Origin of the sequence: Aquamicrobium segne, from assembly GCF_042656785.1 — a bacterium.
Taxonomy (GTDB): Bacteria; Pseudomonadota; Alphaproteobacteria; order Rhizobiales; family Rhizobiaceae; genus Mesorhizobium; species Mesorhizobium segne.
This window is the reverse complement of record NZ_JBHSLL010000039.1, coordinates 92,075-117,618: the sequence shown is the minus strand read 5'-3', so window position 1 is coordinate 117,618 and position 25,544 is coordinate 92,075. Positions and strand designations below refer to the sequence as shown.

General features: G+C 60.2%; 21 protein-coding genes. 5 read left to right on the top strand and 16 right to left on the bottom strand.

The features are described 5' to 3' along the window. Positions 1–5: 5 nt before the first annotated feature. Positions 6–1,259, bottom strand: coding sequence for a D-amino acid dehydrogenase (locus ACFPLB_RS12135; RefSeq protein ID WP_378229946.1), 1,254 nt, complete (start codon positions 1,257–1,259; stop codon positions 6–8). Between the two features lie 154 nt (positions 1,260–1,413). Here ACFPLB_RS12135 and hemA point away from each other — a divergent pair, with 154 nt between their 5' ends. Together hemA and proC are read left to right on the top strand one after the other, a co-directional pair. Continuing rightward, positions 1,414–2,691 carry a 5-aminolevulinate synthase gene (gene hemA / locus ACFPLB_RS12130; RefSeq protein ID WP_378229944.1) on the top strand — a complete coding sequence of 426 codons (1,278 nt, stop codon included), beginning with the start codon at positions 1,414–1,416 and terminating at the stop codon, positions 2,689–2,691. Between the two features lie 23 nt (positions 2,692–2,714). Beyond that, positions 2,715–3,530, top strand: a complete 816-nt coding sequence (gene proC, locus ACFPLB_RS12125; RefSeq protein WP_378229942.1) for a pyrroline-5-carboxylate reductase — start codon at positions 2,715–2,717, stop codon at positions 3,528–3,530. 3 nt (positions 3,531–3,533) lie between these two features. Here the strand turns inward: proC and ACFPLB_RS12120 are convergent, their stop codons facing one another. Both ACFPLB_RS12120 and dut read right to left on the bottom strand, forming a co-directional pair. Then, positions 3,534–4,526 (bottom strand): adenosine kinase, encoded by a 993-nt coding sequence (locus ACFPLB_RS12120; protein ID WP_378229940.1) that lies wholly within the window; start codon positions 4,524–4,526, stop codon positions 3,534–3,536. A 40-nt stretch (positions 4,527–4,566) separates the two neighbouring features. Continuing rightward, positions 4,567–5,046 carry a dUTP diphosphatase gene (dut, locus tag ACFPLB_RS12115; protein WP_378229938.1) on the bottom strand — a complete coding sequence of 160 codons (480 nt, stop codon included), beginning with the start codon at positions 5,044–5,046 and terminating at the stop codon, positions 4,567–4,569. Between the two features lie 179 nt (positions 5,047–5,225). Here dut and ACFPLB_RS12110 point away from each other — a divergent pair, with 179 nt between their 5' ends. The 3 genes from ACFPLB_RS12110 to ACFPLB_RS12100 all read left to right on the top strand — a co-directional run bounded on the left by ACFPLB_RS12110 (position 5,226) and on the right by ACFPLB_RS12100 (position 8,042). Continuing rightward, positions 5,226–6,812: a peptide chain release factor 3 gene (locus tag ACFPLB_RS12110; RefSeq protein WP_378229936.1), complete on the top strand. Its 1,587-nt coding sequence runs from the start codon at positions 5,226–5,228 to the stop codon at positions 6,810–6,812. 43 nt (positions 6,813–6,855) lie between these two features. Beyond that, positions 6,856–7,527, top strand: coding sequence for an adenosylcobinamide amidohydrolase (locus ACFPLB_RS12105; RefSeq protein ID WP_378229934.1), 672 nt, complete (start codon positions 6,856–6,858; stop codon positions 7,525–7,527). 71 nt (positions 7,528–7,598) lie between these two features. After that, entirely contained in the window at positions 7,599–8,042 is a 444-nt protein-coding gene (locus tag ACFPLB_RS12100) for a universal stress protein (RefSeq protein WP_378229932.1), read from the top strand. A gap of 145 nt (positions 8,043–8,187) precedes the next feature. On the opposite strand, the gene ACFPLB_RS12095 is transcribed toward ACFPLB_RS12100, so the two are convergent. The 13 genes from ACFPLB_RS12095 to ACFPLB_RS12035 form a co-directional block, all read right to left on the bottom strand. Then, entirely contained in the window at positions 8,188–9,750 is a 1,563-nt protein-coding gene (locus ACFPLB_RS12095) for a D-aminopeptidase (RefSeq protein WP_378229930.1), read from the bottom strand. A gap of 335 nt (positions 9,751–10,085) precedes the next feature. Further along, positions 10,086–11,372 carry a glycerate kinase type-2 family protein gene (locus tag ACFPLB_RS12090; protein ID WP_378230005.1) on the bottom strand — a complete coding sequence of 429 codons (1,287 nt, stop codon included), beginning with the start codon at positions 11,370–11,372 and terminating at the stop codon, positions 10,086–10,088. Between the two features lie 31 nt (positions 11,373–11,403). Next, the gene (locus ACFPLB_RS12085; RefSeq protein ID WP_378229928.1) at positions 11,404–12,213 is read right to left on the bottom strand and encodes an NAD-dependent epimerase/dehydratase family protein; all 810 of its coding nucleotides are present in this window, start codon (positions 12,211–12,213) and stop codon (positions 11,404–11,406) included. 5 nt (positions 12,214–12,218) lie between these two features. Beyond that, positions 12,219–13,421, bottom strand: a complete 1,203-nt coding sequence (locus ACFPLB_RS12080) for a pyridoxal phosphate-dependent aminotransferase (protein WP_378229926.1) — start codon at positions 13,419–13,421, stop codon at positions 12,219–12,221. Further along, positions 13,418–15,013 carry a hydantoinase B/oxoprolinase family protein gene (locus tag ACFPLB_RS12075; protein WP_378230003.1) on the bottom strand — a complete coding sequence of 532 codons (1,596 nt, stop codon included), beginning with the start codon at positions 15,011–15,013 and terminating at the stop codon, positions 13,418–13,420. Before ACFPLB_RS12075 ends, ACFPLB_RS12080 begins: the two co-directional genes overlap by 4 nt. Before the next feature lie 20 nt (positions 15,014–15,033). After that, a complete protein-coding gene (locus ACFPLB_RS12070) occupies positions 15,034–17,130 on the bottom strand; it encodes a hydantoinase/oxoprolinase family protein (protein ID WP_378229924.1) in 2,097 nt (698 codons plus the stop codon). Further along, the gene (locus ACFPLB_RS12065) at positions 17,127–18,794 is read right to left on the bottom strand and encodes a thiamine pyrophosphate-binding protein (RefSeq protein ID WP_378230001.1); all 1,668 of its coding nucleotides are present in this window, start codon (positions 18,792–18,794) and stop codon (positions 17,127–17,129) included. The genes ACFPLB_RS12070 and ACFPLB_RS12065 overlap by 4 nt, the downstream gene beginning before the upstream one ends. A 107-nt stretch (positions 18,795–18,901) precedes the next feature. Further along, positions 18,902–20,314: an FAD-binding oxidoreductase gene (locus ACFPLB_RS12060; protein ID WP_378229922.1), complete on the bottom strand. Its 1,413-nt coding sequence runs from the start codon at positions 20,312–20,314 to the stop codon at positions 18,902–18,904. Between the two features lie 42 nt (positions 20,315–20,356). Next, the gene (locus tag ACFPLB_RS12055; protein WP_378229920.1) at positions 20,357–21,115 is read right to left on the bottom strand and encodes an amino acid ABC transporter ATP-binding protein; all 759 of its coding nucleotides are present in this window, start codon (positions 21,113–21,115) and stop codon (positions 20,357–20,359) included. A gap of 10 nt (positions 21,116–21,125) precedes the next feature. Next, positions 21,126–22,202 (bottom strand): amino acid ABC transporter permease, encoded by a 1,077-nt coding sequence (locus tag ACFPLB_RS12050; RefSeq protein ID WP_378229918.1) that lies wholly within the window; start codon positions 22,200–22,202, stop codon positions 21,126–21,128. A 3-nt stretch (positions 22,203–22,205) separates the two neighbouring features. Then, complete coding sequence (locus ACFPLB_RS12045) at positions 22,206–23,369, bottom strand: ABC transporter permease subunit (protein ID WP_378229916.1); 1,164 nt, start codon at positions 23,367–23,369, stop codon at positions 22,206–22,208. 85 nt (positions 23,370–23,454) lie between these two features. Next, the gene (locus tag ACFPLB_RS12040) at positions 23,455–24,486 is read right to left on the bottom strand and encodes an amino acid ABC transporter substrate-binding protein (RefSeq protein ID WP_378229914.1); all 1,032 of its coding nucleotides are present in this window, start codon (positions 24,484–24,486) and stop codon (positions 23,455–23,457) included. Between the two features lie 126 nt (positions 24,487–24,612). After that, positions 24,613–25,524 (bottom strand): LysR substrate-binding domain-containing protein, encoded by a 912-nt coding sequence (locus ACFPLB_RS12035; protein WP_378229912.1) that lies wholly within the window; start codon positions 25,522–25,524, stop codon positions 24,613–24,615. Between the last annotated feature and the right edge of the window lie 20 nt (positions 25,525–25,544).

Here is a 25,544-nt window from a genome sequence, read left to right as displayed (position 1 = left end):
GCCGATTACCAGTTGCGATAGAGAAGATCAGCCGTATCAATTTCAGGTGAACGCCCTGCAACAAGATCGGCCAGCAAGCGCCCCGAGCCTGCAGCAAGCGTCCAGCCAAGATGGCCATGGCCGGTATTGAGATAAAGATTGGAATAGCGCGCCTGACCGATGACCGGCACCGAGCGTGGCATCATCGGGCGCAGACCTGCCCATAATTGCGCTTTCGACTGATCGAATGCGCCGGGGAAAAGCTCATGAGCGGTACGAAACATGGCCGCAAAATTTTCAGGCCCGAATGAACGGTCAAAGCCGGTAAATTCAGCGGTAGAAGAAAGGCGCAGCCGGTCGCCAAGGCGTGAATAGGCAATATAGCGGTCTTCATCTGCACCGCCCATGGTGGGGCCAAGCGATTCTTCCTCCAGCGGGAGGGTTGCTGCATACCCCTTGACCGGACAGATGGGCAGATCAAGCCCGTAACGGCGGCCAAACACACCGCTTTCAGGCCCCATCGCCAGAACGACGGCGTCAGCGGAAAACACGCCGGCATCGGTGCGCACGGCGCGTATTTTATCACCCTCGATCTCCAGCCCTTCAACCATGGTGTTGAACCGGAATTTTGCGCCCAGATTCTTGCTGGAAAACTCTGCCAGCCGGGTTGCAAACAGACGTGAATCGCCAGTCTGATCAATAGGCGAATACACAGCCCCGGCAAAATGCTGCCAGGCGGCAGCCAGCCCCGGATCGATCTGGGCCGCACGTTTTGCATCAACAATTTCGATGGGCAGGCCATGTTCGGCAAGAAAGCGGTAGTTTTTGACTGCCGCATCCAGACTTTGCTGACTGCGATACAGGTATAAAATGCCCTTGCGCCGATCATCATAGGCAAGGCCGGTTTCTTCCGACAATTCATTGATGCAGTCACGCGAATAAAGCGCCAGCCGAAGTTTGGGCACGGTGTTGGCGCGCTTGCGTGCGGGGGTGCATTGAAACAGGAACCGCAAGCCCCATAAAAACAGGTAAGGATCACGGCCAAGCCGTACCTTGATGCCAAGATCATGGTTGAAGATACCGTGGATAAAGGTTTTTAAAGCCTCCGGCGAGGCCCAGGCGGTTGCATCACCTGGCGAAACCAGCCCGCCATTGGCAAAGCTGGTGCCATCCGCCGGACCGGCATGGCGCTCGATAATTGTCACCTCATGGCCATCGCGGGCCAGATAATAGGCTGCTGCTGTGCCCACGGCGCCTGCGCCAAGAACCAGTATTTTCATATGTCCCACCTTTTCAAGTCGCGCAGGCATGACAGGCGTGGCATTTTGGCCATATAGCTTTTATGGACGCCAAGCCCCCCCGGTATTATGGTTGCCTCAATTTCCGCGACTTGTTCTCCTTCAACCGGAATTGTTCCAACAGGACCTCCGTTACATGAATTATCAAAGGTTTTTTGAAGACGCCATCGATCAGTTGCACGCCGAGCGCCGCTATCGTGTATTTGCTGATCTGGAGCGCATGGTGGGAAAATTCCCGCGGGCGCTGTGGCGCAATGGTCAAGAAACACGTGAAATCACCGTCTGGTGCTCGAATGACTATCTGGGCATGGGCCAGCATCCGGTTGTCGTCAATGCTTTTCAGAGTGCGGCGGGGCGAATGGGGTCGGGGGCTGGCGGCACCCGCAACATTTCCGGCACCAGCAGCCCGCTGGTTGAACTGGAAAAGGAACTGGCCGATCTGCACGGCAAGGAAGCCGGACTGGTCTTTACCTCCGGTTTTATCTCCAACGAGGCCTCCATCTCCACCATTGCCCGGCTCTTGCCCAATTGCCTTATTTTATCGGACGAGCTTAACCATGCCTCGATGATCGAAGGTGTGCGTCGCTCTGGCGCAGACAAGCGGATTTTTCGCCATAATGATGTCGAGCATCTGGAGAGCCTGCTTCAGCAGGCCGGGCGCGAGCGCGCCAAGCTGATCATCTTTGAAAGCGTCTATTCCATGGATGGCGATATTGCGCCGATTGCGCAGATCGCCGACCTGGCCGAAAAATACAATGCCATGACCTATATTGATGAGGTTCACGCGGTTGGCATGTATGGCAAGCGCGGCGGCGGCATCACCGAACGGGAGGGGCTGGCGCATCGTATCGACGTGATTGAAGGCACGCTGGCCAAGGCATTTGGCACATTGGGCGGCTATATTACCGGCACAAGCGCAGTCATTGACGCCGTGCGTTCCTATGCGCCGGGCTTCATCTTCACCACCGCCTTGCCGCCAGCGCTGGCGGCTGCCGCAACGGCCTCGATCCGCCATCTGAAATCCTCGCAGGAAGAACGTGACCGCCAGCAGCTTCAGGTGGCGCGCAGCAAGCAGATTTTGACCGAGGCAGACCTGCCGGTCATGGCCTCGCAAACCCATATCGTGCCGCTTCTGGTGGGCGATCCTGAATTGTGCAAAATGGCCACGGACCGCCTGTTAGGCGTGCATGGCATCTATATTCAGCCGATCAACTATCCTACTGTGCCGCGGGGCACAGAGCGACTGCGCATCACGCCCACACCCTTCCATTCAGACAGGCTGATTCTTGAACTGCGGGATGCGCTGGTTGAGACATGGACAACATTGGGCATATCTTTCGGCACGGTAGAAAATCTGCAAATCAGCACCAGTGAACGTATCGTGCCATTGCTGGTGCCCAAATCGGGCGGTTGACCATCGGTTGGGAGGACATCATCATGAGTACAAGGCTGGTGCTGGTTGGGTGCGGTCATATGGGCCACGCCATGCTGGCGGGATGGATTGCTTCAGGCAAGATTGCGGCACATGAAATCATTGTCGTTGAGCCCAATGAAGTGCTGCGCAACCGGGCAGCAGCCCTTGGGTGCACCGTTGCGCCGGACGCCGGAACTTTGCCACAAGACCTTGCACCGGACATTATTGTTATTGCCGTCAAGCCACAGGCAATTGAGGAGGTGCTGGCCCACTATACGCGCTTTGGCAATGGCAAAACCGCCTTTGTCAGCATTGCAGCAGGCACCGGAGTTGCAACTTTTGAGAAAATTCTGGGCGACAAAACCCCGATCATTCGCTGTATGCCCAATATTCCAGCCGCAATCGGCAAGGGGATGATGGTGGTTTTTGCCACGGATCGGGTCACTGAAACGGCCCGGGCTTTTGTTGCCGATCTGCTTTCAGCCAGTGGCGAAGTGGCGACGATTGACGATGAAAAGCTGATGGATGCGGTTACCGCTGTTTCCGGCTCCGGCCCGGGCTATGTGTTTCATTTCATTGAAGCGCTGACCGCTGCGGCCCGTGCTGCCGGTCTGCCTGATAAAACGGCGGCGCGGCTGGCGCTGCAGACCATTTACGGCTCTGCTGTCATGGCGGTGGAAAGCGGTGAGGAACCGGGCGTGCTGCGCCAGAAGGTGACCAGCTATAAGGGCACCACGGCTGCCGGGCTGGATGTTTTGATGGGCGAAAACGGGCTGACCCGGCTTTTGACCGAAACGGTTGAGGCCGCCCGCAAGCGTTCCATCGAATTGGGGAGCTAGCTCTTACAGCAACCCGGCCTGCTGTGCTGCTTCACGCAGGTTCTGGCGCGGGCGCGGGCCAACCTGCTGGATGACGAGGCTGGCGGCCAGCGACCCCAGCCTGCCACACACATCCAGCGTGCGCCCTTGCGTGTAGCCAAACAAGAAGCCGGCGGCATAAAGATCGCCCGCACCGGTGGTATCAACCAATTGGGCTACCGGCAGCGCGGCAACCCGAACCGTTTCATCACCCTGAATAATCACCGAGCCCTTGTCCGAACAGGTGACGGCGGCCAGCTTGCAATCCTTGCGCAGCGCCTCCAGTGCGGCATCAAAGGATGCGGTTTGATAAAGCGCCTTGATCTCATGATCATTGGCAAGAATGATATCAACTGTGCGGCTGCGCATCAGATCGAGAAATTCATCGCGATAGCGATCGACACAAAAACTGTCGGAAAGCGTCATCGCCACTTCGCGGCCTGCTTCATGCGCCAAATGCGCGGCCTCTCGCATGGCTTCCTTGGCGCGCGGCGGGTCCCACAAATAGCCCTCGAAATAGACCAGTTTTGATGTAGCGAGTTTTTCCGGTTCCAAATCCTGTGGCCCGAATTCGACACAGGCGCCCAGATAGGTGTTCATCGAGCGCTCCCCGTCGGGGGTTACAAAAATCAGGCAACGCGCCGTGGGCGGCGTGCCGATCAGCGGCTTTGTATCAAAAGCCACGCCCAGCGCCCTGATGTCATGGGCATAGACGCTGCCCAGATGATCATCGGCCACCTTGCCGGAAAAGGCGACACGCCCGCCAAAGCTTGCGATACCGGCAGCCGTATTGCCGGCAGAGCCGCCAGAGGCTTCTATTGCTGCGCCCATGCGCTCATAAAGTGCTTGTGCCCGCCCGGCATCAATCAGGTTCATCGCGCCCTTGACAATGCTGTTTTCAGCCAGAAAACCCTCATCGCTTTGGGCGATGATGTCGACAATGGCATTGCCAATGCACAGCACGTCATATTTGGACATTTGAGTCTCTCCGTAGCCGAATGTGGTATCTGCCTTCAGATCAGGCCGTTCCGGTCGAGCCAAAACCCTTTGCCCCGCGTGACGTATCACCGGCAAGCTGCCGTTCTTCGGCTTGTGCTTGCGTGACCGGCGCAAAGACGATCTGGGCAATGCGCATGCCCCGGCTTACTGAAAAATCCTCCTCGCCAAGATTGATCAGCAAAACCTGCACCTCGCCACGATAGTCACTGTCAATGGTTCCGGGCGTGTTTAAGCAGGTGACACCATGTTTCAGCGCCAGGCCGGAACGAGGCCGCACCTGACCCTCTATACCTTGCGGAATTTCCATGATCAGGCCGGTGGGCACCAGCGCCCTCTTGCTGGGCAGAATGAGGATTGAACGGTCTTCGGGAATGGCAGCGCGCAAATCCATGCCAGATGCACCTGCACTTTCATAGGCAGGCAAAGGCAGATTGGCCGCATGGGCAAGGCGCACAAAGCCAATTGTCGGGCCGATGACGGAAGCAAAAGAAGAGGACATGGCAGCGTTCCTGTCGCGAATGGATTTGAGTGGGCATAACGGGGGATCATGCGCCTTATCATTGCGCTTATAGCAGCCCGCATCAAGAAACCAGAACCTTAAGCTTTGTATGGGCAGCGTTTCTGTTCGACAGCCCAGCCTGTTATTGCTAGAAGCCGGCACCAGACGGGACATCTGACATGGCTGAAACTTTACAACAGGCGGTAAAACGCCGCCGCACCTTTGCAATCATCGCACACCCGGACGCCGGTAAGACGACGTTGACGGAAAAGCTGTTGCTGTTTGGCGGCGCAATCCAGCTTGCCGGTGAGGTGAAGGCCAAGAAAGACAAAATCCAGACCCGCTCGGACTGGATGAAGATCGAGCGTGAGCGCGGCATTTCGGTTGTCACCTCGGTGATGACCTTTGAATATGGCGATAATGTCTTCAACCTGCTCGACACCCCCGGCCATGAAGACTTTGCTGACGACACCTACCGCACGCTTTCAGCGGTCGACGCTGCGGTGATGGTGATCGACGCCGCCCGCGGTATCGAGCCACGCACACTCAAACTGTTCGAGGTCTGCCGCCTGCGCGATATTCCCATCATCACCTTCGTCAACAAGATGGACCGCGAGGCCCGCGACACCTTCGAGATTCTGGATGAGATCGAAGAAAAACTGGCGCTCGACACCGCGCCGGTGACATGGCCGATCGGACAGGGCAAGACCTTTGCCGGCACCTACCATCTGGCACAAAATGCCGTGCGGCGCGGCGATGCGGAAATTCAGCGCACCCCCGTTCAGGGGCCGGATTCAAACCGTGCAGCCGGGCTATTGCCGGACAATGAACGGGCTGCTTTCATTGAGGAAACGGAACTGGCGCGCGAAGCCTGCCGCCCCTTTGACCATCAAGCCTTTCTGGAAGGCCATCTGACACCAGTCTATTTCGGCTCGGCACTGCGCAATTTCGGTGTGCGTGACCTGATCGAGGCGCTGGGCGCTTTCGGGCCACCTCCCCGCGCACAGGAAGCCGATACCCGCATCGTTGAGGCGACAGAGGAGAAGATGACCTCCTTTGTTTTCAAGATTCAGGCCAATATGGACCCCAACCACCGTGACCGCATCGCCTTTGTGCGTATCTGCTCCGGGGTTTTGCAGCGCGGCATGAAAGCCAAGCTGGTGCGCACCGGCAAGGCCGTGCCGCTTTCAGCCCCGCAATTCTTCTTTGCCCGGTCGCGCATCACCGCCGATGAAGCCTATGCGGGCGATGTGGTGGGCATTCCCAATCACGGCACGCTGCGCATCGGCGATACGCTGACTGAAGGCGAGGACATATTGTTTCGGGGGGTGCCGAATTTCGCACCTGAAATTCTGCGCAGGGTGCGGCTTGGCGATGCCATGAAGGCTAAAAAGCTTAAAGATGCACTGCACCAGATGGCAGAAGAAGGCGTGGTGCAATTGTTTACGCCTGAAGATGGTTCACCCGCCATTATCGGCGTGGTCGGTGCCCTGCAACTTGACGTTTTGAAGGAGCGCCTGAGCATTGAATACAGCCTGCCGGTAGATTTTGAAATTGCACGTTTTTCTGTCTGCCGCTGGATTGATGCCGATGAGCAGGGCGAACTGACACGCTTTATCGAGGCGCATCGCGGCGACATTGCCCGCGATCTTGATGATGATCCGGTCTTTCTGGCCCAGCATGAGTTTTCATTGAATTATGAGGCCGAGCGCTGGAAGGAAATCCGCTTCACAGCGGTGAAGGATTATCAGGTCCGTGACATCTGAATGGTTTGGGTGAATGGTTCTGGCAACTCTGAAAGATCGCAGAATGAAAAATTTTACGATCCGGTGTTCCAGCCCGTTTCTGGTTGCGCAATTCGATGCCCCGCAGGCAATGTTAAGCTGGTCATTGACCCGGCCCGGTTTCACCACGGCCCACAAGGTAGCGTGGCTTTATGTTCGCAATGAAGATTTGCCATTAAGTGTTGATCCGGTTGTGTTGCTGCAACAAAAAATGAATGATGCCGGTCATGCAGATGCTGTGCATCTGATGACATCGCGAAATGTGCGCCATCATCATCTGGCAGAGGCGTCAGCCGGGGACGCACAAGCTGCCTGTCTTGCCACTGTTGGTCTGGGCAATGCGGTCCGGGTTGGCGGCGCGCCTTTGATCGGCGAGGTTGTGGGCACGATCAATCTGCTTGTGCAGACAAGTTGTTCCTTGTCGCAAGGAGCAATGGTGGAAGCTGTCTCCATTGCCGCCGAGGCACGCACTGCGGCGATCATGGACCTTGGCTGGCAGCCACGCGGTGAGATCATTACCGGAACCGGCACCGACTGCATTGTCGTGGCAAGCCCTCTTTTGGGAAAAGCAGAAAATTATGCGGGTCTGCATACGGATATCGGGGCAGCACTTGGGCGCGCTGTTTATGACGCAATCAGTCAGGGCGGGCATGTCTGGCTTGCAGAGCGAGCAAAAGCAGGACACGCAAAGTATTGATGTTGCCGCACGGCATTGTCTATAAGTTTTGTGAAAGTTAAAATCCTGAACCCTGTCTGAGGTTGTTGCTTATGTACACGCATATCCTGATTCCAACCGATGGATCGGAACTGGCCCAAAAGGGTGTTGATCATGGCCTGGCGCTTGCAAAAGCGCTTGGCAGCAAAATTATGCTTGTGACCGCCACCCCAGCCTTTCCGATACCAACGGGTGGAGCCGCCTGGCGCGTCTCGCCCGCTGACATCGAAAATTACAATGTGCGCTGCAAAAAAGATGCAGAAGCCATGCTGGCTCCGATAGAGGCGCAAGCGCAAAAAATGGGCATCGAGGTGCAAGCGCTTCATGTGCCTGATACTGCGGCTGCCGCAGCTATTTTGGAAACCGCGCAAAAGGCTGGTTGCAACCTGATCGTGATGGCCTCGCATGGACGCCGCGGGGTCAAGCGTCTGCTGCTGGGCAGCCAGGCTGCCGAAGTCGTTGCCAGCAGCCCGATCCCTGTCCTGATCGTGCGCTAAAACATTTCTTTTTTAGAGCATTTCTTGTTTTCATGGAAACGGATGAAGTGCTCTAATCTCTTGTTTTAGCCGCATTTATGCGACGTCAGATGGTTACATCTGGCTGCACACAAATGTGACCATACCAGAAAGGCAGGCCCGGTCGTCATCCGATCTTTTGATACGAAACATTGCGCGCCAGCCAGCAGCCGATCATCAGGCCACAGACATCGCCAGCTTCATTGCGCTTGATCTGGATCGTCCAGTTTCCCGGCGCCGGAGCATCCATGCTGCGCCGACACGAAAGTACAAAGACATCCGCGCCAACCGGATAAACAGGGTGCACCAGCCCGTCACCAAGCATCCCATGGAAGCGACCGGACAGGGCATTGCCTGCCGCTTTGATTTCAAGCGTGCCGTCAAGCTCAGGTGAAAAATACCGGCCGGCCAGATCGGATGCAGACACACCCGCTATACGGCCAGCCACAGAAACCAGATTTTCGCGTAGGCGCTCCAGTTCGATCACCTCGCCATCGCGCCTCAGCTTCATCATGGGCGAAGAAGCAATAGTGCCCATATCGGCACCCAGCGTTTCGCCGGATGTGGCATAGTGAGCATTGATCTGTCCGTCACCGATAGAAATATCCAGCAAAAGACCATTTTCCCTATCGAGATACCGGCCCTCCCACTCTGGTGCGACAAGCTGTCTGGTGATCACAGGTTCAGGCTGGCCAAGTGCTGCGCGCATCACCATAGAGGCAGCCTCATATGCATCGGCCTCGTGATTGAACAGCACGACAACAGAAAGCCGCTTTGAAGCCGCATGAAGGCGATGCAGGCGAAAACCGCGCAGCGCCCCGCCATGGCCGGTTAATGCTACATCGCCAAGCTGCCCGTATGACAGGCCAAAGCCATAGGAGGCAGATTTTCCATCGCTGAAGGTTTGCGGCTGGGCCAAACGCCGATACAGCCCCTGCGGATCGTCTCGCGTGGCGTCAATATAGCTTTCCCACGCCAGCATGTCTTCCATAGAAGCCGAGATGCCCGCATCGCCAATCCAGTAAATTCCATTACTGGCGGGGAAAAAGCCGACGCTTTCATTGCCTTCATAACCGACCACACCATCTGCTGGCACAGACGTATCGGCTGTCAGCTCGGCTGTGTGCATGTTTGCAGGTTCAAACAGACGCCGGGCATAAAGCTCAGCCAGCGTGCGCCCTGAATGTGCCTCCAGCAACTCGGCAAGAATACGGAAATTGCCGTTGGAATAGGAATAGCGTTGGCCCGGCGCAAAATGAACGGTGCGCATGTGCGCCAGAAGCGGAAGCGCGTCCTCTCGGGAAAACACGCCATCATGGCGCGCACCGTGAAGAACGGTCATCGCCCAGTAATCGCGAAGACCGGACTGCATGTTGCACAAATTTGCCACGGTGGGCAGCCTGCCTTGCAGATTGGGCAGAAAATCAGCAACGCGCCCGTCAAGCCGGGCCGGATCGCCGAGCATGTCGAGCAGAACTGCGCAGGTAAACTGTTTGCTGATGGAGCAGATCGGCAAACGGGTGGTCACAGTCATGGCCTTGCCGGTGGCCATATCAGCATATCCCCAAGCCTGTGTTGCCAGCACCTTGCCGTCTGCCACAACGCCGACCACACCACCCGGCCCCTTGAAACGCTGGGGAAGCAGGGCAAGAGCTTTTTTCAGGGGTAAAAGATCGACTGTGCTGGCCAAGGTCAGGTTCTCCATAAAATGCCGACAGGCCAGAGCTTACAGCATTTCACATAGCCGTATCCTGCGCCTCAATAGGTTGTTCCTGGTTTTACCGATATCCCCATAACCCGATGGCTTGACTCAAACATCCTCATGTGAGGCGTGGGGTTTACAGATCCTCTATCGGGGACTCTAGAGCATTTCTTGTTTTTATGGAAACGGATGAAATGCTCTAATCTCTTGTTTTAGCCGCATTTGTGCGACGCCAGACGATTCCGTCTGTACTCGCAAAATGCTCGAGAAAGTCGGCGATACTGCTTCTTGCCCTACTTCGGCGCGTAGGAGAAGACATCATTTCAGCGCACCAGCATAGCACGCAGATCGTTGACATTGGTGCCCGTGGGGCCTGGACTAAACAGGGCATCGATCGCATTGAACGCCGTCCAGGAATCATGACGCGACAGCGCCGCGCGCGGATCGATGCCGACTGCGCGCATTCGCGCTGCTGCATTGCCATCGGCGAACGCACCGGCATTGTCGCCTGCCCCGTCAATGCCATCGGTATCGGCGGCGAAAGCGTGGATATCGGCCCAGCCATCGACGGCCAGCGCAAAGGCAAGCAAAAATTCACCATTGCGGCCTCCCTTGCCACCCCCCTGCCCCACTGTGACGGTGGTCTCGCCGCCCGAAAGTAATAGGGACGGCCGGGTGAAGGGACGGCCGTGCCGCGCAATCTCACGCGCAATCGCCGCATGAACGCCGGCAACGTCGCGCGCCTCGCCTTCTATGGAATCGGATAGAATGACGGCCTCGACCCCGTGGCGGGCCGCCTCGTTCGCGGCTGCCTCAAGCGAACGCGCGGCCGAGGCAATGACATGGACCGCATTGTCCTGAAAACGCGGATCGTCGGGCCTGGGCGCATCGGCCGCCGACGAACCCAGATGACGCAGAGCCGCCGAAGGCAACACCAACCCATAATCATGGACAATCGCCAGAGCTTCATGCCGACTGGCATGGTCGGCAACGGTCGGTCCGGATGCGACAAAGGCCGGATTGTCGCCGGGAATGTCGGAAATGACCAGCGTGACCACCTTTGCCGGATGAGCGGCAAGCGCAAGTCGCCCGCCCTTGATCGTCGAAAGATGCTTGCGCACCGTATTCATGGCTGCAATCGGCGCACCGGAGGCAAGCAGGGCCTGATTGACCGCGATCTCTTCGGCAAGGCTCATGCCCGCTGGCGGTGATGGTAGCAGCGCCGAGCCACCACCCGAAATCAGCGCCACCACAAGATCATCGGCGCTCAGGCCCTGCACCGCAGCAAAAAGCTGTGCCGAAGCTTCCAGACCGGCAGCGTCGGGTACCGGATGCGACGCCTCCAGCACCCTGATGCGTCCGGCGGCTGCATGCTGACCATGCCTCGTAACGACCACGCCAGTCAAAGGCCCATCGAAGGCGGTGTCAAAGGCAGCGGCCATCGCCGCCGCCGCCTTGCCAGCACCTATGACGACGGTGCGACCCTTCGGGCGTGGCGGCAAAAAATCACGAATGGTTGCCACGGGGTCTGCGGCGGCCACCGCTGCATCGAACAGACGGGTAAAGAGAAGACGTGGATCAATCACAGGCTCACCGGTCTGGATCACCATTCCGGCGGAAGGGATGCTGACACTTGGCAAGTTATTCCGCGTCATCCGGATGTCCAAGCTCGCAGAACCATCCGCCGAGATATTTCGTGGCCGCCGCATTCGGGTCAGGGACGGCGGTTTTGGCCTCGATCGCGGCACGGAATGGTTCGGAACTGTCGCGCGCAGTGTAACCCAGATGGTTAGCGCCGCTATTGTCGACGGTCTTTATCCTGTTATCGGACATGCCAAAGGAGATGGTGTGTCCGACACGCGGCGCGGTCAGCGACGCTTCAACCAGCCGGCAGCAATCGGCGAAGGACAAGTAGGACCACAGCATGCGCCGGTCGGTCGGCTCGGGAAAGGACGAGAAGATACGCAGGCATACCGATTCGATACCGAACTTGTCCCAGTAGAGCCGGCTCAGGCTTTCGACGAAATTCTTCGACACGCCATAAAGGCTGTCGGGCCGCACCGGCGCATCGACGCCGATATGGGCATCGACTTCGTGATAGCCGATGGCGTGCACCGACGAGGCATAGACCACACGCCTGACGCCGTTTTTACGCGCCCCTTCATAGATGTTGTATGAGCCACTGATATTGGCGTTGAGGATGGTCTGCCATGACGCTTCGAGCGACGAGCCGCCGAAATGGACGATAGCGTCGCAATCGCGCGTCGCCTCAATGGCGGCGTCCATGTCGGCAAGATCGAAGATTGCCTGCTCCTCATTGGCGGCCAGATCATCGAAGCCGGAGCGCGCGGCAAGCCGAATGGTGCGCGCAAGCGGGGCCAGGCTCTTGCGCAACTCAGTTCCGAGCCGGCCTGCCGCGCCTGTAAGCAAGATACGTTCATAATGCGTCATGATCTTTACTCAAGTTCCCCAATGGCGGCTGCGATCCGCCCCACGGCATCGACGAGCACGGCATCGGCAGTGGCGGTCGAAATACGAAAATAAGGCGATAATCCATAGGCCGCACCAGGCACGGAAGAAACCCCGCCCTTGTTCAGCAGATAATGCGCCACAGCGGTATCGTCTTCCAGCACCACCCCGTCGGGCGTCTTGCGGCCCAACAGTCCGGCGCAGCCGATATAGGCGTAGAATGCGCCCTCAGGCGGCGGCAGGCTCAGTCCTTCGACCTTCGATATGCCCTCGACAACGAGATCGCGTCGGCGTTCAAACGCGACACGAAAGCGGGCGACATCGTCCTGCGGCCCGTTCAGCGCCGCGACAGCAGCGGCCTGCGCAATCGAGCAGACCGAGGTGACGGACTGGCTCTGGATGGTCGACATCGCCTTGACCAGCGGGACGGGACCGGCAGCGTAACCGACGCGCCATCCGGTCATTGCATAGGATTTGGCAACGCCATTGACGATCAGCGTGCGCGCCTTCAACTCCGGACAGGCACGACCGAACGAGACGAACGCGCGGCCATCGAAAATAATGTGCTCGTAAATCTCGTCCGACAGAACCAGTACATGGGGATGGCGCGACAGCACCTCACCTAGCGCCTTCAGGTCGGCTTCAGAAAAGACCGCGCCGGAGGGGTTGCCGGGCATGTTGAGGAACAGCCATCTGGTGCGCGGGGTAATCGCCGCCTCAAGCAGGTCGGGCGTGAGGCGGAAGCCGGTCGTTTCCGGGCATTCGACAATCACCGGCACACCGCCGAGCAGTTTCACCATTTCGGGATAGGAGACGAAATAGGGCGCGGGCAGAATGACCTCGTCGCCCGGCTCCAATGTCGCCATCAGCGCGTTGAAGATGATCTGTTTGGCTCCGTTGGCGACGACGATGTCATCGGCTGTGTAGTCAAGCCCGTTTTCGCGCCGGAACTTGGCCGCCACCGCCTCGCGCAAAGCGGGCGTGCCAGCGGCGGCGGTGTAGAGCGTGTCGCCAGCACGTGCGGCAGCGAACGCGGCCTCGACGATATGGGGCGGGGTCGGGAAATCAGGCTCACCGAGCCCGAGATCGATCACGTCGACACCGGTGGCGCGCAGCGCCTTTGCGGCCATTGACGCCGCCATCGAGGCCGACGGCTTCACCGCCGAAAGCCGGGAAGAAATATAGGTCATCGCGAAGCCTCCGAAACATATCCCCTGATCAGGTCAAGTTGCCGCGCCTCAGCGCTGCGTCTGTCCGGTGGGCCGTAGCCACCGCCGCCCGGCAGTTCAAGCACCAGCCGTCGGCCAGCCGGCACATGTTGCCAGCCCTTGGGCCGCATCGGCGTGCCATCGTCAAGCCGCACGACGCCAGCGCAGCCGTCCTGCCCGCCCTCCCGGCCTTTCGCCGGATGGCGCACCCGGTCGAACATGGCCGAGAAATCAAATTCATGATCTGCAAGCGCCTCGATCTCAATGATCTGGCCAAGGCCGCCGCGAAACTCTCCGTCGCCGCCGGAATCGGGGCGCAATTCCTTGCGCCAGATGACGATTGGTCCGGTGTTCTCCGTCGCCTCGATCGGCATGGTATGAACACCTGAGGGGAAGGCGGTCGCCGACAGGCCGTCGAGCGCGGGCCTTGCGCCCATGCCACCGGAATTGAACATCAGCACTTCCGCCCGGCGGCCTTCCGCCCCATTGGTCGGTCGCACCGAAATATGGATATTCCACAGTGCTGCCGCCCCTTCCGCCAGTATCTGACCCGGCAGCGCGCCAGCCAGTGCGCCAAGAATCAGGTCCGGCACCATATGGCCGATGACATGGCGCAGCGACACAGGTGCGGGGCGTGCGGCGTTGAGAATATTGGTCGGCGACGATACGGAAAACATAGCGAGCGACGCAGCATTGTTGGGAATATCAGGCGCGACCACGCATTTCAGCGCATAGCAGGCATAGGCCTTGCTGTAGATGATCGGCACATTGATGCCCCAACTGCTCATCGGGTCGGTGCCGGTGAAGTCAACATGCAGGCTGTCCTCACCGATAGCAACGGTGGCGGCAAGCTTCACGGGCTGGTCGTAGCCATCGGTGGTGAGTTCGTTCGCCCAAGCGCCCTTTGGCAGATCGGCAATGCGCGCCAACATTGCCTCGCGGGTGCGCGCGAAGATGAAGCTGCCAAGCTCATCGAGCGAGGACAGCCCCGCCTCACGCATCATGCCCACCAGTCGGCGGTGACCGACCTCGTTGCAGGCGGCAAGCGAATAAAAATCGCCGACGACCTGATTGGGCTCGCGCACATTGGCGCGCAGCAGGCGCACCAGATCGTGATTGACCTCGCCGCGCTCGGCGAATTTCATGATCGGGATCTGGATGCCTTCCTCATAGACCGACTTGCCATCGGCCCCGAAGCCGCGTCCGCCAACATCGACCACATGTGCGGTGCAGGCAAAGAAGGCGACCAGTTCGCCGTCGAGGAAGGACGGCGACACCATGGTGATGTCGTGCAGATGCCCGGTCCCGAGCCAGGGATCGTTGGTGACATAGGTGTCGCCCTCAAACATTTCCTCGCGCGGGATTGCGGCCATGAAATGCGACACCGCCTCGGCCATGGTGTTGACGTGGCCGGGAGTACCGGTCACCGCCTGCGCCAGCATCTCACCCGCAGGGTTGAAGACGCCGGCCGAAAGATCGCCGGATTCGCGCACCGAGGTTGAGAAGGCGGTGCGCAACAGGGTCAGCGCCTGTTCCTCGACCACGGAAATCAGGCGATTCCACATCACCTGCATGCGGATAGTGTCGATATCGCTCACGTCACGCTCTCCTTGCGCACGAGCAGGATGGAGCCGTCGCCTTGCAGCACGGCGTCGAAGGGGGTGGTGACGACCGTCGAGGTCTCGCGCTCAACGATCACCGCCGGGCCGGAAATCCGGTCCCCGGGGGAAAGATTGGCGCGCTCGAAGATCGCCGATGCCTGCATGGCGGCCATTGTCGGGTCGAACACGTCACGGGTGACCGAAGACGATACCAGCCGTGTTCCAGAAATGATTTCCTGACCCCCGTCGGCTTCGCGCTCGTCCTGCGCCCGCACAGACCAGGTGACGATCTCGATCTCCAGCCCGTCCAGCCCGTCGATGGCACGGCCAAAGAAGATGGCGTATTGACGGCGGAATTCATCCTTCAGCCAGACCTTATCGGCGGATGTGAAGGCCCGGTCGGGCAACGGCACCGGGATTTCCCATCCCTGCCCGGCATAGCGCATGAAGGCGGTGATCTCGCAATTTATCACACCATCAGTGCCGACGCGCACAAAGCCTTCCGCGGTCGTCTTCAACCCGTTGAGCAGTGCGTTGACCTCGCCAGCGTCGAAATTCGACAGCCGCACCAGTCGCGAAGCCAGCGCCTCATAGCCGAAGGGCGCTTTCAGAAAGCCAATGGCCGAGCCGACGCCAGCACCCTCCGGGACAAGGCAGCGGTCGAGGCCAAGCTTTTCGCACAGCCGCGCGGCATGAAGTGGAGCCGCGCCGCCAAAGGCGATCATCACATTGTCGGAGATGTTCTTGCCATTCTCCACCGCATGGACACGCGCGGCATTGGCCATGTTCTCGTCCACCACTTCGCAGATGCCGAACGCGGCAGCGAGCGGTTCAAGCGATAACCGCTTGCCGACATCGCGCATGATGGCCTTTTTTGATGCATCCGCGTTGAGCCGGATCGCGCCGCCGGCAAAATTATCGGGATCAAGCTTGCCCAGGACGAGGTCGGCATCGGTGATCGCCGGCCGGTCGCCGCCGCGCCCGTAGCAGGCGGGGCCGGGTTCGGAAGCCGCGCTTTCCGGACCGGTCTGGATGCGCCCCATGGCATCGATCCAGGCGATGGAGCCGCCACCGGCCCCGATCTCGATCATCTCGATAACCGGAATGGAGATCGGCATGCCCGACCCCTTGGAGAAGCGATAGGTGCGCGCCACCTCGAAGGTGCGAGCGGTGCGCGGCGCAAAATCCTCGATCAGGCAGATCTTGGCCGTGGTACCGCCCATATCGTAGGAGACGACGGAAGGCAGATTGAAGCGGCGGGCGATGTCGGCGGCAAAAATCGCGCCGCCAGCAGGGCCGGATTCGACCAGCCGCACCGGAAATTCCGACGCCGTCTCGACCGAAATCAGGCCGCCGCCGGAATGGATCATGAAGACCGGGCATTTGACGCCGGTCTCCTTCAGGCGACTTTGCAGACGCAGCAGATATTCGCCGATCTGCGGGCGCACATAGGCGTTGGCGCAGACGGTGTTGAAACGCTCGAATTCACGCATCTGCGGCGAGACCTCGGCGCTGATGGAGATCGGGATGTCGAGCTTGCCAGCCAGTATCTCGCGTGCCCGCTTTTCATGGGCCGGGTTGACATAGGAATGGATGAAGCCGATGGCGACCGCACCGAAGTCACCGGCGGCAATCTCGCCGGCCAGCACTTCCAGCGCAGCCTCGTCCAGCGGCTGGAGTTCCTGCCCTTCCGCGCCGATGCGACCGGCAACCGCGAAGCGGTGCTCGCGCGGGATCAGCGGCGGTGGCAGGCGCAGATTGATGTCATATTGCTCAAAGCGATTTTCCGTCCGCATCTCGATGACGTCGCGAAAGCCCTGGGTGGTGACAAAGGCCGTCTTCGCGCCACGGCGCTCGATCAGCGCATTAGTGGCCAGCGTCGTGCCATGGATGACGGTGTCGAGATCACCGGGAGCCACACCAGCCTGTTTCAGCACGGCTTCGATACCGTCGAGAACCGCCTGTTCCGGTGCAGCATAGTTGGTCAGCACCTTCGTCGAGTAGATCGTTCCGCGCACATCGAGCGCAATATCGGTAAAAGTACCGCCGATATCCGCCCCAAGGCGAATGTCTTTTGCCCGTCTGGTCATGCTTTTGCCTTCGAGGAAATGAGCGCGGCGTCGCGCATCTGGGAGAGGGTCTGGCGCGGGGTAAGCGCCTCGGGAGAGATATCGAGATCAAGCACCGCACCGGTTTTCGAGGCAAGCGCGCGTTCGAATGCGGCAGCGAAATCGCCGGTTGTCGCAACCTTTTCAGCGTGGAAGCCATAGGCGCTGGCCAGCGCGACGAAATCGGGATTGGCAAGCGTGGTGCCGGAAATACGGGCGGGGAAATGCCGCTCCTGATGCGCCCGGATCGTGCCGTAAATGCCGTTATTCAGTAGCAGAACAATCGGTTGCGCCCCGGCCTGCATGGCCGCACCCAGTTCTTGGCAGTTCATCTGGAAGTCGCCGTCACCGGCAAAGCAGACCACGGTGTGTTGCGGAAACGCGACCTTTGCGGCGATTGCAGCAGGCAGCCCGTAGCCCATTGCGCCTGATTGCGGCGCAAGCAGCCGCGCTTTTTCGTTAAAGCGGAAGAACTTGTTCGGCCAGACGGTGAAATTGCCTGCCCCGTTCGTCAGAATCACATCGTCGGGCAGGCGCTCACCGAGCCATTTCATAACTGCGACCATGTCGACGGGGCTGGGTTGGGCTGGCGCATCGAAGGATGCCTCATAGTCAGCGCGCGCCGCCTCGCACCATTGCGCCCATGCGCCGGAAATTGGCTCCAGCGCCGCAGCGAAGGCATTCGGCCCGGCCTGAATGGCGAGCGCCGGGCGATAGATCTTGCCAAGCTCGCGGTCGGAGGCGTGGACATGGATCAGCTTCTGACTCGGTTGCGGCACGGATAACAGCGTGTAGCCATCAGTCGTCATCTCGCCGAAACGGACATTGAGAGCGAGGATAACGTCGGCTTCACCAATCAGGCGGCGCACATGCCCCGGCATGCCGACACCCGCCTCACCGGCAAAAACCGGCGAATGATTGTCAAAACGGTCCTGAAACCGGAAGGCGGCGATGACGGGAATGGCAGAGCTTTCGGCAAAGGCTTTGAGCGCCGCGCGACCGTCATCGCTCCAGTTCGCGCCACCGAACAGGATCAGCGGCCGCTGCGCTTGGGCAAGCATGTGCCGGAGCGCGGCGATCGCCTGCGGGCCGGGCGCAGGTTCAGTGACCGCTACCGGGCCAGCAAGCGGCGGCGCGCTCGTGTGTGCCGCCAGCGTATCTTCGGGCAGCGCGACAACGACCGGGCCAGGTCGACCGGAAACCGCCATCGTCCAGGCGCGGGAGAGAATTTCCGGCAGACGCTCAATATCGTCGATCTCGACCGCCCATTTGGCGATCGGGCCGAAGGCGGCCGGATAGTCGATTTCCTGAAAGGCTTCCCGCCCCTTCATGCCGGTCGCAACCTGACCGATGAAAAGGAGCATTGGCACACTGTCCTGCATGGCGGTGTGAACGCCGATGGAAGCGTTGGTCGCGCCGGGGCCGCGGGTGACGAAGCAGATGCCGGGTGTACCGGTCAGCTTGCCCCATGCAGCGGCCATGAAGGACGCGCCGCCTTCGTTGCGGCACAAAACATAGTCGAGGCGACCGCGCGCATCATGAAGGGCGTCGAGGACGGCGAGATAGCTTTCGCCCGGAACGCCAAAGCTTTTCGTCGCTCCCAGAGCGATGAGGCTTTCGACGAGAAGCTGGCCACCATTGCGCATCGTTTCCCCGTTCGTTCGACCGGCCGAGGCCGGAGGCTGTAGTTTCACCAATGAAGATGCCTGTCCCGGCTGCGCGACGAAATCAAGAAATTCGACCCATTGCAAAGTTATTCTTTCGCATTCCGGGCGACGATCACATCGGGATTGAACAGAAAGGCGGGATCGAGCGCCTGTTTCAGCGTCGCCATCAGCCGGCGTTCGACCGCGCCGCGCGTAGCATCGGCAAGGGCGATCTTGGTGCGGCCAAGCCCGTGCTCGGCGGCAAAGCTACCGCTCATGCCGGTGGCGAGCGCTGCAAGTGCTGTTCCGATCTTTCCGGCCACCTCGCCAAAATCCGGCGCGCCCGGCGGCGGCGACAGGTTGTAATGGATATTGCCATCGCCGAGATGGCCGAACGGATTGGCCCGCACGCCGGGCAGAAGCCGCCCGCACAATTCTCCGGCCTCACTGACAAAGGCGGCGATGCGGCCGGGCGGCACGGAAATATCGTGCTTGAGTTGCGGGCCTTCCAGCCGCTGGCCCTCGGGCAGTTCCTCGCGCAGCTTCCAGAAATGCGCCCGCTGCGCATCGGACGCGGCCAGCACGCCGTCGAGGATGAGTCCACACTCCACACCATGTTCAAACTGCGCCAGCAGGATGTCATCGAGCGGGACATGGTCGCTGGCCGAGGCCAGTTCGACGAGAAGATAGGCCGGGCCGCGTGCACTGAGCGGAAAGCCGCCGACATCGACATGGTCGAGCACGAAACCGAGCCCGGTATCGCCGAAAAATTCCAGCCCTGAAAGAAATTCGCCCGCTTCCGCACGCAGCCGGGTGCCGAATTCGACCAGCGCGTCGAGGCCGGGGGCGACCAGAAGCGCGCTCGCCCGCCTTCGGGGCGCGGGGTAAAGCCGCAGCACCGCACAGGTGACGATGCCGAGCGTGCCCTCCGCACCGCAGAACAATCGCCGAAGCTGGTAGCCGGCATTGTCCTTCTGCACCGCCCGCATTCCGTCCCAGACCGTACCGTCGGCCAGCACCACCTCAAGCCCCAGCACCAGGTCCTGCATCATGCCATAGCGCAATGCGTGGCTACCGCCGGCATTGGTGCCGATCAGGCCGCCGATCTGGGCGCTGCCTTCTGCGCCCAGATGCATCGGAAAGATCAGGCCGTGAGAGGCAAGGCTTTCATGCAGCGCCGCAAGAACGGCACCGGCTTCAACCTCGACCGACCCGCTCGCCTGGTCCGGCTGGCCGATACGATTCATGCGCGCCAGCGACAGGATGACATTGCCGCCCTGTCCGTCAATTGCGGCGCAGCACAGGCCGGTATTGCCGCCCTGCGGCACGATGGCGAGGCCGTGAGCAGCACATAGCCGGACGATTTCAGCCACCTCCCGCGTGGTTGCGGGCCGCGCAACGCCGAGCGGTGGCGCGCCGCAGCGGTCGAGCCAGTCGCGCATATGGGCGGCGGCGTCACCGCCTGCGAGCCAGCCGCGCGGGCCCAGCAAGTTCGACAGGAGTTGCGCCGGATCGCTCATCGGATTTTTGAGGCCTCCAAAAGGGCGGACGCAGGCTTGGGCTCAGTCACCGAGGACCTGCGACAGGAATTTGCGCGTGCGTTCATTGCGCGGCCCGACGAAAAAGGTTTCAGGCGGCCCCTCCTCGACGATCTCGCCAGCATCCATGAAGATCACCCGATCAGCGACGCGGCGGGCGAAACCCATCTCGTGAGTGACGCAGATCATAGTCATGCCCTCGGAGGCAAGGGTCACCATCACATCGAGCACTTCGGAAATCATCTCGGGGTCCAGCGCTGAGGTCGGCTCGTCGAAGAGAAGGATTTCCGGCTGCATGCACAGCGAACGGGCGATAGCGACGCGCTGCTGCTGGCCGCCGGAAAGCTGGCCCGGATATTTCGTCGCCTGCTCGGGGATGCGCACCTTCTCCAGATAGCGCAGCGCCATCGCCTCAGCTTCGGCGCGCGGCGTCTTGCGCACCAGCATGGGGGCCAGCACACAGTTCTCCATCACCGTCATATGCGGAAACAGGTTGAAATGCTGGAACACCATGCCGACATCGCGGCGGATTTCATCAATGCCGGCGACATCGTCATTCAGCTCGGTGCCAAGGACAAAGATGCGGCCCTCATCATGCTCCTCAAGCCGATTGATACAGCGGATCATGGTTGACTTGCCGGAACCGGACGGGCCACAGACCACGACCTTCTCGCCCTTGCGCACGGTCAGGTCGATATTGTTCAGCGCCTTGAACGAGCCGTAATATTTGCTCATCTCCTCGATGCGTACGGCGGGCGTGTCGTTATGCGAAGTCTGGGGCATGATGCGATTCCTAGCGTGTGCCGATAGCCATGCGCCGTTCAAGGAAGGCGCCATAGTGGGACAGGCTGAAGACAAAGACGAAATAGATCAGGGCGATGAAGGCGTAGACCTCGACATAGGCGAAGGTCCATTCACCGGTGCCGTAGGCGGCGTTGCCCGAAGCCAGGATCTCGAAGAAGCCGACGACGATGACCAGCGACGTCTCCTTGAAGGAGATGACGAACTGGTTGATCGTTGCGGGCAGGGCGTTGCGCATCGCCTGCGGCAGCAGGATGTGGCTGACGCGGTGCCAGTAGCCGATGCCCAGCGCCATCGCCGCCTCCTCCTGGCCGCGCGCGACACCCTGAAGACCGCCGCGCACGATCTCGGCCTGATAGGCGGCGAAAAACAGCGCCGAGCCGCAGATCACCCGGTAAAGCTTGTCGCCCTGCAGCCAGTTCGGCAGCATGAACGGCACCACCACCGCGAAGGCGAAGAGGATCGAGATCAGCGGCAGCGAACGGACGGCGTCGATAATCAGCCCGGTGCCGTGCGAAATCCATGGCAGTTGCGAGCGGCGCAACAATGCAAGGCAGATCGCCAGCGGAAAGCCGATGACGCAGGTAGAGACGAAGATGAACAGGGTCAGCGCAAGCCCGCCCCACGCCTCCTCGCCGACGTGACGCAGGCCGAACATGCCGCCCTTCATCAGCCAGTAAAACAGGCCGATGCCGATCAGCCAGACGGCGGCGATGCGCTTTCCGGTCCAGAAAGAGGGCAGGCAGCTGAGCACGATCATCACCACGACAACGACGCAGGCCAGCGCCGAGCGCCACTGCTCCTCATAGGGGTAGAGGCCGAACATGATGATGCGCCAGCGATTGGCGATCACCGACCAGCAGGCCCCGTCGGCGCCGCGGCAGGCAGCCGGACCGCCCTCGCCGGTGAACACCGCCGAAAAAATTGCCCAGTCGAGCACTTTGAACACGATCCACGCCAGCAGGGCGAGAGAGGCAAGCGACAGCACGGCCTGGGAAGGCGTCGCAAAGAAGCGCCGGCGCAGGCTGGAAGGGTGGCGGGGCCTTGCGGCCAGCTGGATTGCACTCATGCTTCAGCTCCGCAACTGGTTGCCCTTGAGGGCAATGGCCTTGTTGAAGCGGTTAAACAAGGCGGCGAGCGACAGGTTGATGATGAGGAAGCCGACCATGAGGATGCCGATCGCCTCCATGGTCTGGCCCGACTGGTTGATGGTGATGGCGACGATCATGAAGAAATCGGTGAAGCCGATGGTGATGCCGAGCGTCGTCGCCTTGATCAGCCAGATATACTGGTTGGCCAGGATCGGCAGCATGGCGCGCAGGGCCAGCGGCAAGCGGATGCGACTGAAGGCCTGCCAGGGCGTCAGGCCTAGTGACTGCGCCGCCTCAACCTGGCCGCGCCCGACCGCCTTGAAGCCGCCGCGCACGATCTCGCCGATATAGGCCCCGCCATAGAGCGCCATCGCAATGGTCAGAGCCGAAAATTCGGGCGAGATGCGCATGCCGCCACGCAGATTGAGACCCTGAAGCTGGGGCATGCTCAAAAGCGGTTCGCCGGAAATGCGACCGGCAAGAAATACCGCCACGGAAGCCGCCGCCGGAACGAGAAAGGCAGCAATTCGCGCAGGGCGTCTTTCCTCGCGCGGGCGGGAAATGCGCTGCGTTGCCCCGATATAAAGCGGCAGAATGAGAGCGACCAGCGCCAGCGCCGCCGCCAGGGCCAGATACCAGCCCTCAACATTGGGCAGCGGTGCATAGATGCCACGACTTGTCAGCTTCAGCCCCCAGAAATCATGGGCACCGCGCGGAGCAGGCAGATGAGTTACAAAGGCGTACCAGAAGAACACCTGCAGGATCAGCGGAATGTTTCGGAAGAAATCGACATAGGAGCGGCCCAGAAGCTGGAGCATTTCATTGGATGAGGTGCGGGCGATGCCGACGGCGCCCCCGACCAACGTCGCCAGCATCAGGCCGATTATCCCCAGAAACAGCGTGTTGATGATGCCGATGACGAAAAACCACCAATAGGGGTCACCAGGCGATGCCGGCAGCAGCGAAAAATTGACGTCCCACCCCGTCGATTTCCACAGGAAGCCGAAACCGGAGACAATGCGTTGCTGTTGCATTGTCTGCTGCGCGTTCATCCAGCCGCCAATAACAATATAGGCGAGCACCCCCACGAACAGGGCCTGGAGAAGCGCGTTGCGGACTTTTTGACTGCGCAGCAGGGCGGACATGAAGACTCCTTCAGCCTGGCCGCAGAAAAGCTGGCCAGCGGCATGAGTGCGGCCCCGCCCGACAAGGGCGGGGCCAGACAGATCATCAGTCGATCAGATACGGATAGAGCACACCGCCGGCGTTCCACAGCGCCGTCATCTCACGGTCCATCTTGTAAGGCGAACCGTCACCAAGGGTGCGGTCGAATATCTCGGCATAGTTGCCGACCTTCTTGATGACATTATAGGCCCAGTCATCGGGCAGACCGAGGCCGGTACCCATACCCGGCGTGACGCCCAGCAGCTTGCCGATTTCGACCGAAGGCGGATCGGCTCTAAACTCATCGACATTCTGCGAGGTGATGCCTTCCTGCTCGGCAAACCACAGCACCGAGAGTGTCCAGTTGGCAATGTCGACCCAGTTGTCGTCACCCTGGCGCATGATGATTACTTCCGGCTCCAGCGCCAGCACGTCGGGCAGGATGTCATGCTCGTCGACATTGCCCTTGGCCACACGGGCAATCGCCAGCACCGGCCCCCACTGGGTGTAGAGATCGCAGCGGCCGGAGAAATAGGCCTGTTCGAGTTCCTCGGTCTTTTCGATCAGCACCGGCTCCAGCGTGATGCCGAGCTTGGCGGTGTAGGACGCGATCTGCTGCTGCTGGGTCGTGCCAGCCGGAATACAGATCGTGCCGCCATCGGCGTCCTTGAGTGAGGTAAGGTTCAGTTCCTTGTGCGCCATGATCTTGGTGGTGCCCAGATAATAGGACAGCGAGAACTGCAGACCAAGTTCGGTATCGCGGCTCAGCGTCGCGCCGGACGCCTTGATGACAATGTCGACTTCGCCCGACTGGAGTGCTGGCCAACGCTGCGCCCAGCTGATCGGGATGATCGTCAGCTTTTCAGGATCGCCGAGTACAGCGGTGGCCACAGCGCGGCACAGATCGATGTCGAGCCCCTTCCAGTCGCCCTTGTCGTCGACTTCGGCAAAACCGAGATAGGAACCGTCATGGCCGGTGCAAAGCAGCGATCCGCGCGCCTTGACGGCTTCAAGAGTCGGACCGCCGGCAGCGTTGGCCGGGACAAACTGCATCATTGCCAGCGCAAGCGCCGCCACTCCTGTTTTCAGTATTTTCATTGTACTCTCCATTGTTAAAACGTCCTCTCAAAGATTATTTTTATTGGGTCCGCGCTCAGTGGCAGGACCAGATAGGCTTCCGGAACAGGACCGCCAGACGGACGGCCCGCCGGAAGCAAATGACATTCAAAACGCACTCCAATCCTGCTGGACCAGCCAGCGGTGAAGCGCGGCGACCCCCTTTACGCGCAGATGTCCACGCGGGATCACGAGATAGAAGCCAGGCACATCTTGCGGGTTCATGCCGGAAAGCGCGTCACGGCCAAGCGGCGCAACCAGCGCTCCCGAGCGCAGATCTTCCTCCGCGTTGGGGACAGAGACCAGGCCAACGCCGATGCCCTGCAATGTGGCCCGGCGCATTGAAGCAGCGTCATCGAAACCAATATTATGATCGCCATCGACCAGTTCGACGCCGAGGAAGTGCAATATGTCGGGCCACAGGCGCATCGACTTGATCGTGTCGAGCAGCGTGAAGCGGGTAAGGTCGGCCGCGGACGATATCTGCGCGCCAATCTGTGGTGTGCAGCAGATCACCTTGGGATCACCCACCAGCAACACGGACTCATAATCGGCCCAGCCGCCATAGCCCCACTGCACGGTCATGTCGATGTCATCACGGGCGAAGTCCGGCATGTCGATCATCGTTGTCAGGCGCAGATCGGCCCCCGGCAGCATTTCGCGGAAGTCCGACAGGCGCGGCAACAGGTAGTGAGTGGCGAAATAGGGGCTGGCGTTGAGGTTGACCCGATCGCGATAGGTCGACTTGGTCACCCGCCGCACCCCCTCGGCGAATTCGTTGAATCCGGCTTCGACGTAGTGGGACAACAGGATAGCGGATTCCGTCGGTTCGATCGTACGCCCCTTGCGCTCGAACAACGTCACCTGAAGCGTATCCTCCAGCAGCTTGATCTGCTGACCCACCGCTTGCGGTGTGACGAACAATTCGTCAGCCGCACGGCGCAGGCTGTGATGGCGCGCCACAGCGTGGAAGGCCCGCAGCGCGTTGAGCGAAGGAAGACGCAACCTGCTGCCGCTCATATCGTTGATCCCCTGTTGCG

What these genes read in the sequence shown, in the direction of transcription:
- ACFPLB_RS12045 (WP_378229916.1), bottom strand. Translation starts at nt 23,369, where the DNA reads ATGTCCGCCCTGCTGCGCAGTCAAAAAGTCCGCAACGCGCTTCTCCAG.
- ACFPLB_RS12075 (WP_378230003.1), bottom strand. Translation starts at nt 15,013, where the DNA reads ATGCAGGTGATGTGGAATCGCCTGATTTCCGTGGTCGAGGAACAGGCG.
- ACFPLB_RS12090 (WP_378230005.1), bottom strand. Translation starts at nt 11,372, where the DNA reads ATGGTGATCCAGACCGGTGAGCCTGTGATTGATCCACGTCTTCTCTTT.
- ACFPLB_RS12120 (WP_378229940.1), bottom strand. Translation starts at nt 4,526, where the DNA reads ATGTCCAAATATGACGTGCTGTGCATTGGCAATGCCATTGTCGACATC.
- ACFPLB_RS12070 (WP_378229924.1), bottom strand. Translation starts at nt 17,130, where the DNA reads ATGACCAGACGGGCAAAAGACATTCGCCTTGGGGCGGATATCGGCGGT.
- ACFPLB_RS12060 (WP_378229922.1), bottom strand. Translation starts at nt 20,314, where the DNA reads ATGAGCGATCCGGCGCAACTCCTGTCGAACTTGCTGGGCCCGCGCGGC.
- ACFPLB_RS12050 (WP_378229918.1), bottom strand. Translation starts at nt 22,202, where the DNA reads ATGAGTGCAATCCAGCTGGCCGCAAGGCCCCGCCACCCTTCCAGCCTG.
- ACFPLB_RS12135 (WP_378229946.1), bottom strand. Translation starts at nt 1,259, where the DNA reads ATGAAAATACTGGTTCTTGGCGCAGGCGCCGTGGGCACAGCAGCAGCC.
- dut (WP_378229938.1), bottom strand. Translation starts at nt 5,046, where the DNA reads ATGTCCTCTTCTTTTGCTTCCGTCATCGGCCCGACAATTGGCTTTGTG.
- ACFPLB_RS12035 (WP_378229912.1), bottom strand. Translation starts at nt 25,524, where the DNA reads ATGAGCGGCAGCAGGTTGCGTCTTCCTTCGCTCAACGCGCTGCGGGCC.
- hemA (WP_378229944.1), top strand. Translation starts at nt 1,414, where the DNA reads ATGAATTATCAAAGGTTTTTTGAAGACGCCATCGATCAGTTGCACGCC.
- ACFPLB_RS12080 (WP_378229926.1), bottom strand. Translation starts at nt 13,421, where the DNA reads ATGACCTATATTTCTTCCCGGCTTTCGGCGGTGAAGCCGTCGGCCTCG.
- ACFPLB_RS12100 (WP_378229932.1), top strand. Translation starts at nt 7,599, where the DNA reads ATGTACACGCATATCCTGATTCCAACCGATGGATCGGAACTGGCCCAA.
- ACFPLB_RS12110 (WP_378229936.1), top strand. Translation starts at nt 5,226, where the DNA reads ATGGCTGAAACTTTACAACAGGCGGTAAAACGCCGCCGCACCTTTGCA.
- ACFPLB_RS12065 (WP_378230001.1), bottom strand. Translation starts at nt 18,794, where the DNA reads ATGCGCAATGGTGGCCAGCTTCTCGTCGAAAGCCTCATCGCTCTGGGA.
- ACFPLB_RS12105 (WP_378229934.1), top strand. Translation starts at nt 6,856, where the DNA reads ATGAAAAATTTTACGATCCGGTGTTCCAGCCCGTTTCTGGTTGCGCAA.
- ACFPLB_RS12085 (WP_378229928.1), bottom strand. Translation starts at nt 12,213, where the DNA reads ATGACGCATTATGAACGTATCTTGCTTACAGGCGCGGCAGGCCGGCTC.
- ACFPLB_RS12040 (WP_378229914.1), bottom strand. Translation starts at nt 24,486, where the DNA reads ATGAAAATACTGAAAACAGGAGTGGCGGCGCTTGCGCTGGCAATGATG.
- ACFPLB_RS12055 (WP_378229920.1), bottom strand. Translation starts at nt 21,115, where the DNA reads ATGCCCCAGACTTCGCATAACGACACGCCCGCCGTACGCATCGAGGAG.
- proC (WP_378229942.1), top strand. Translation starts at nt 2,715, where the DNA reads ATGAGTACAAGGCTGGTGCTGGTTGGGTGCGGTCATATGGGCCACGCC.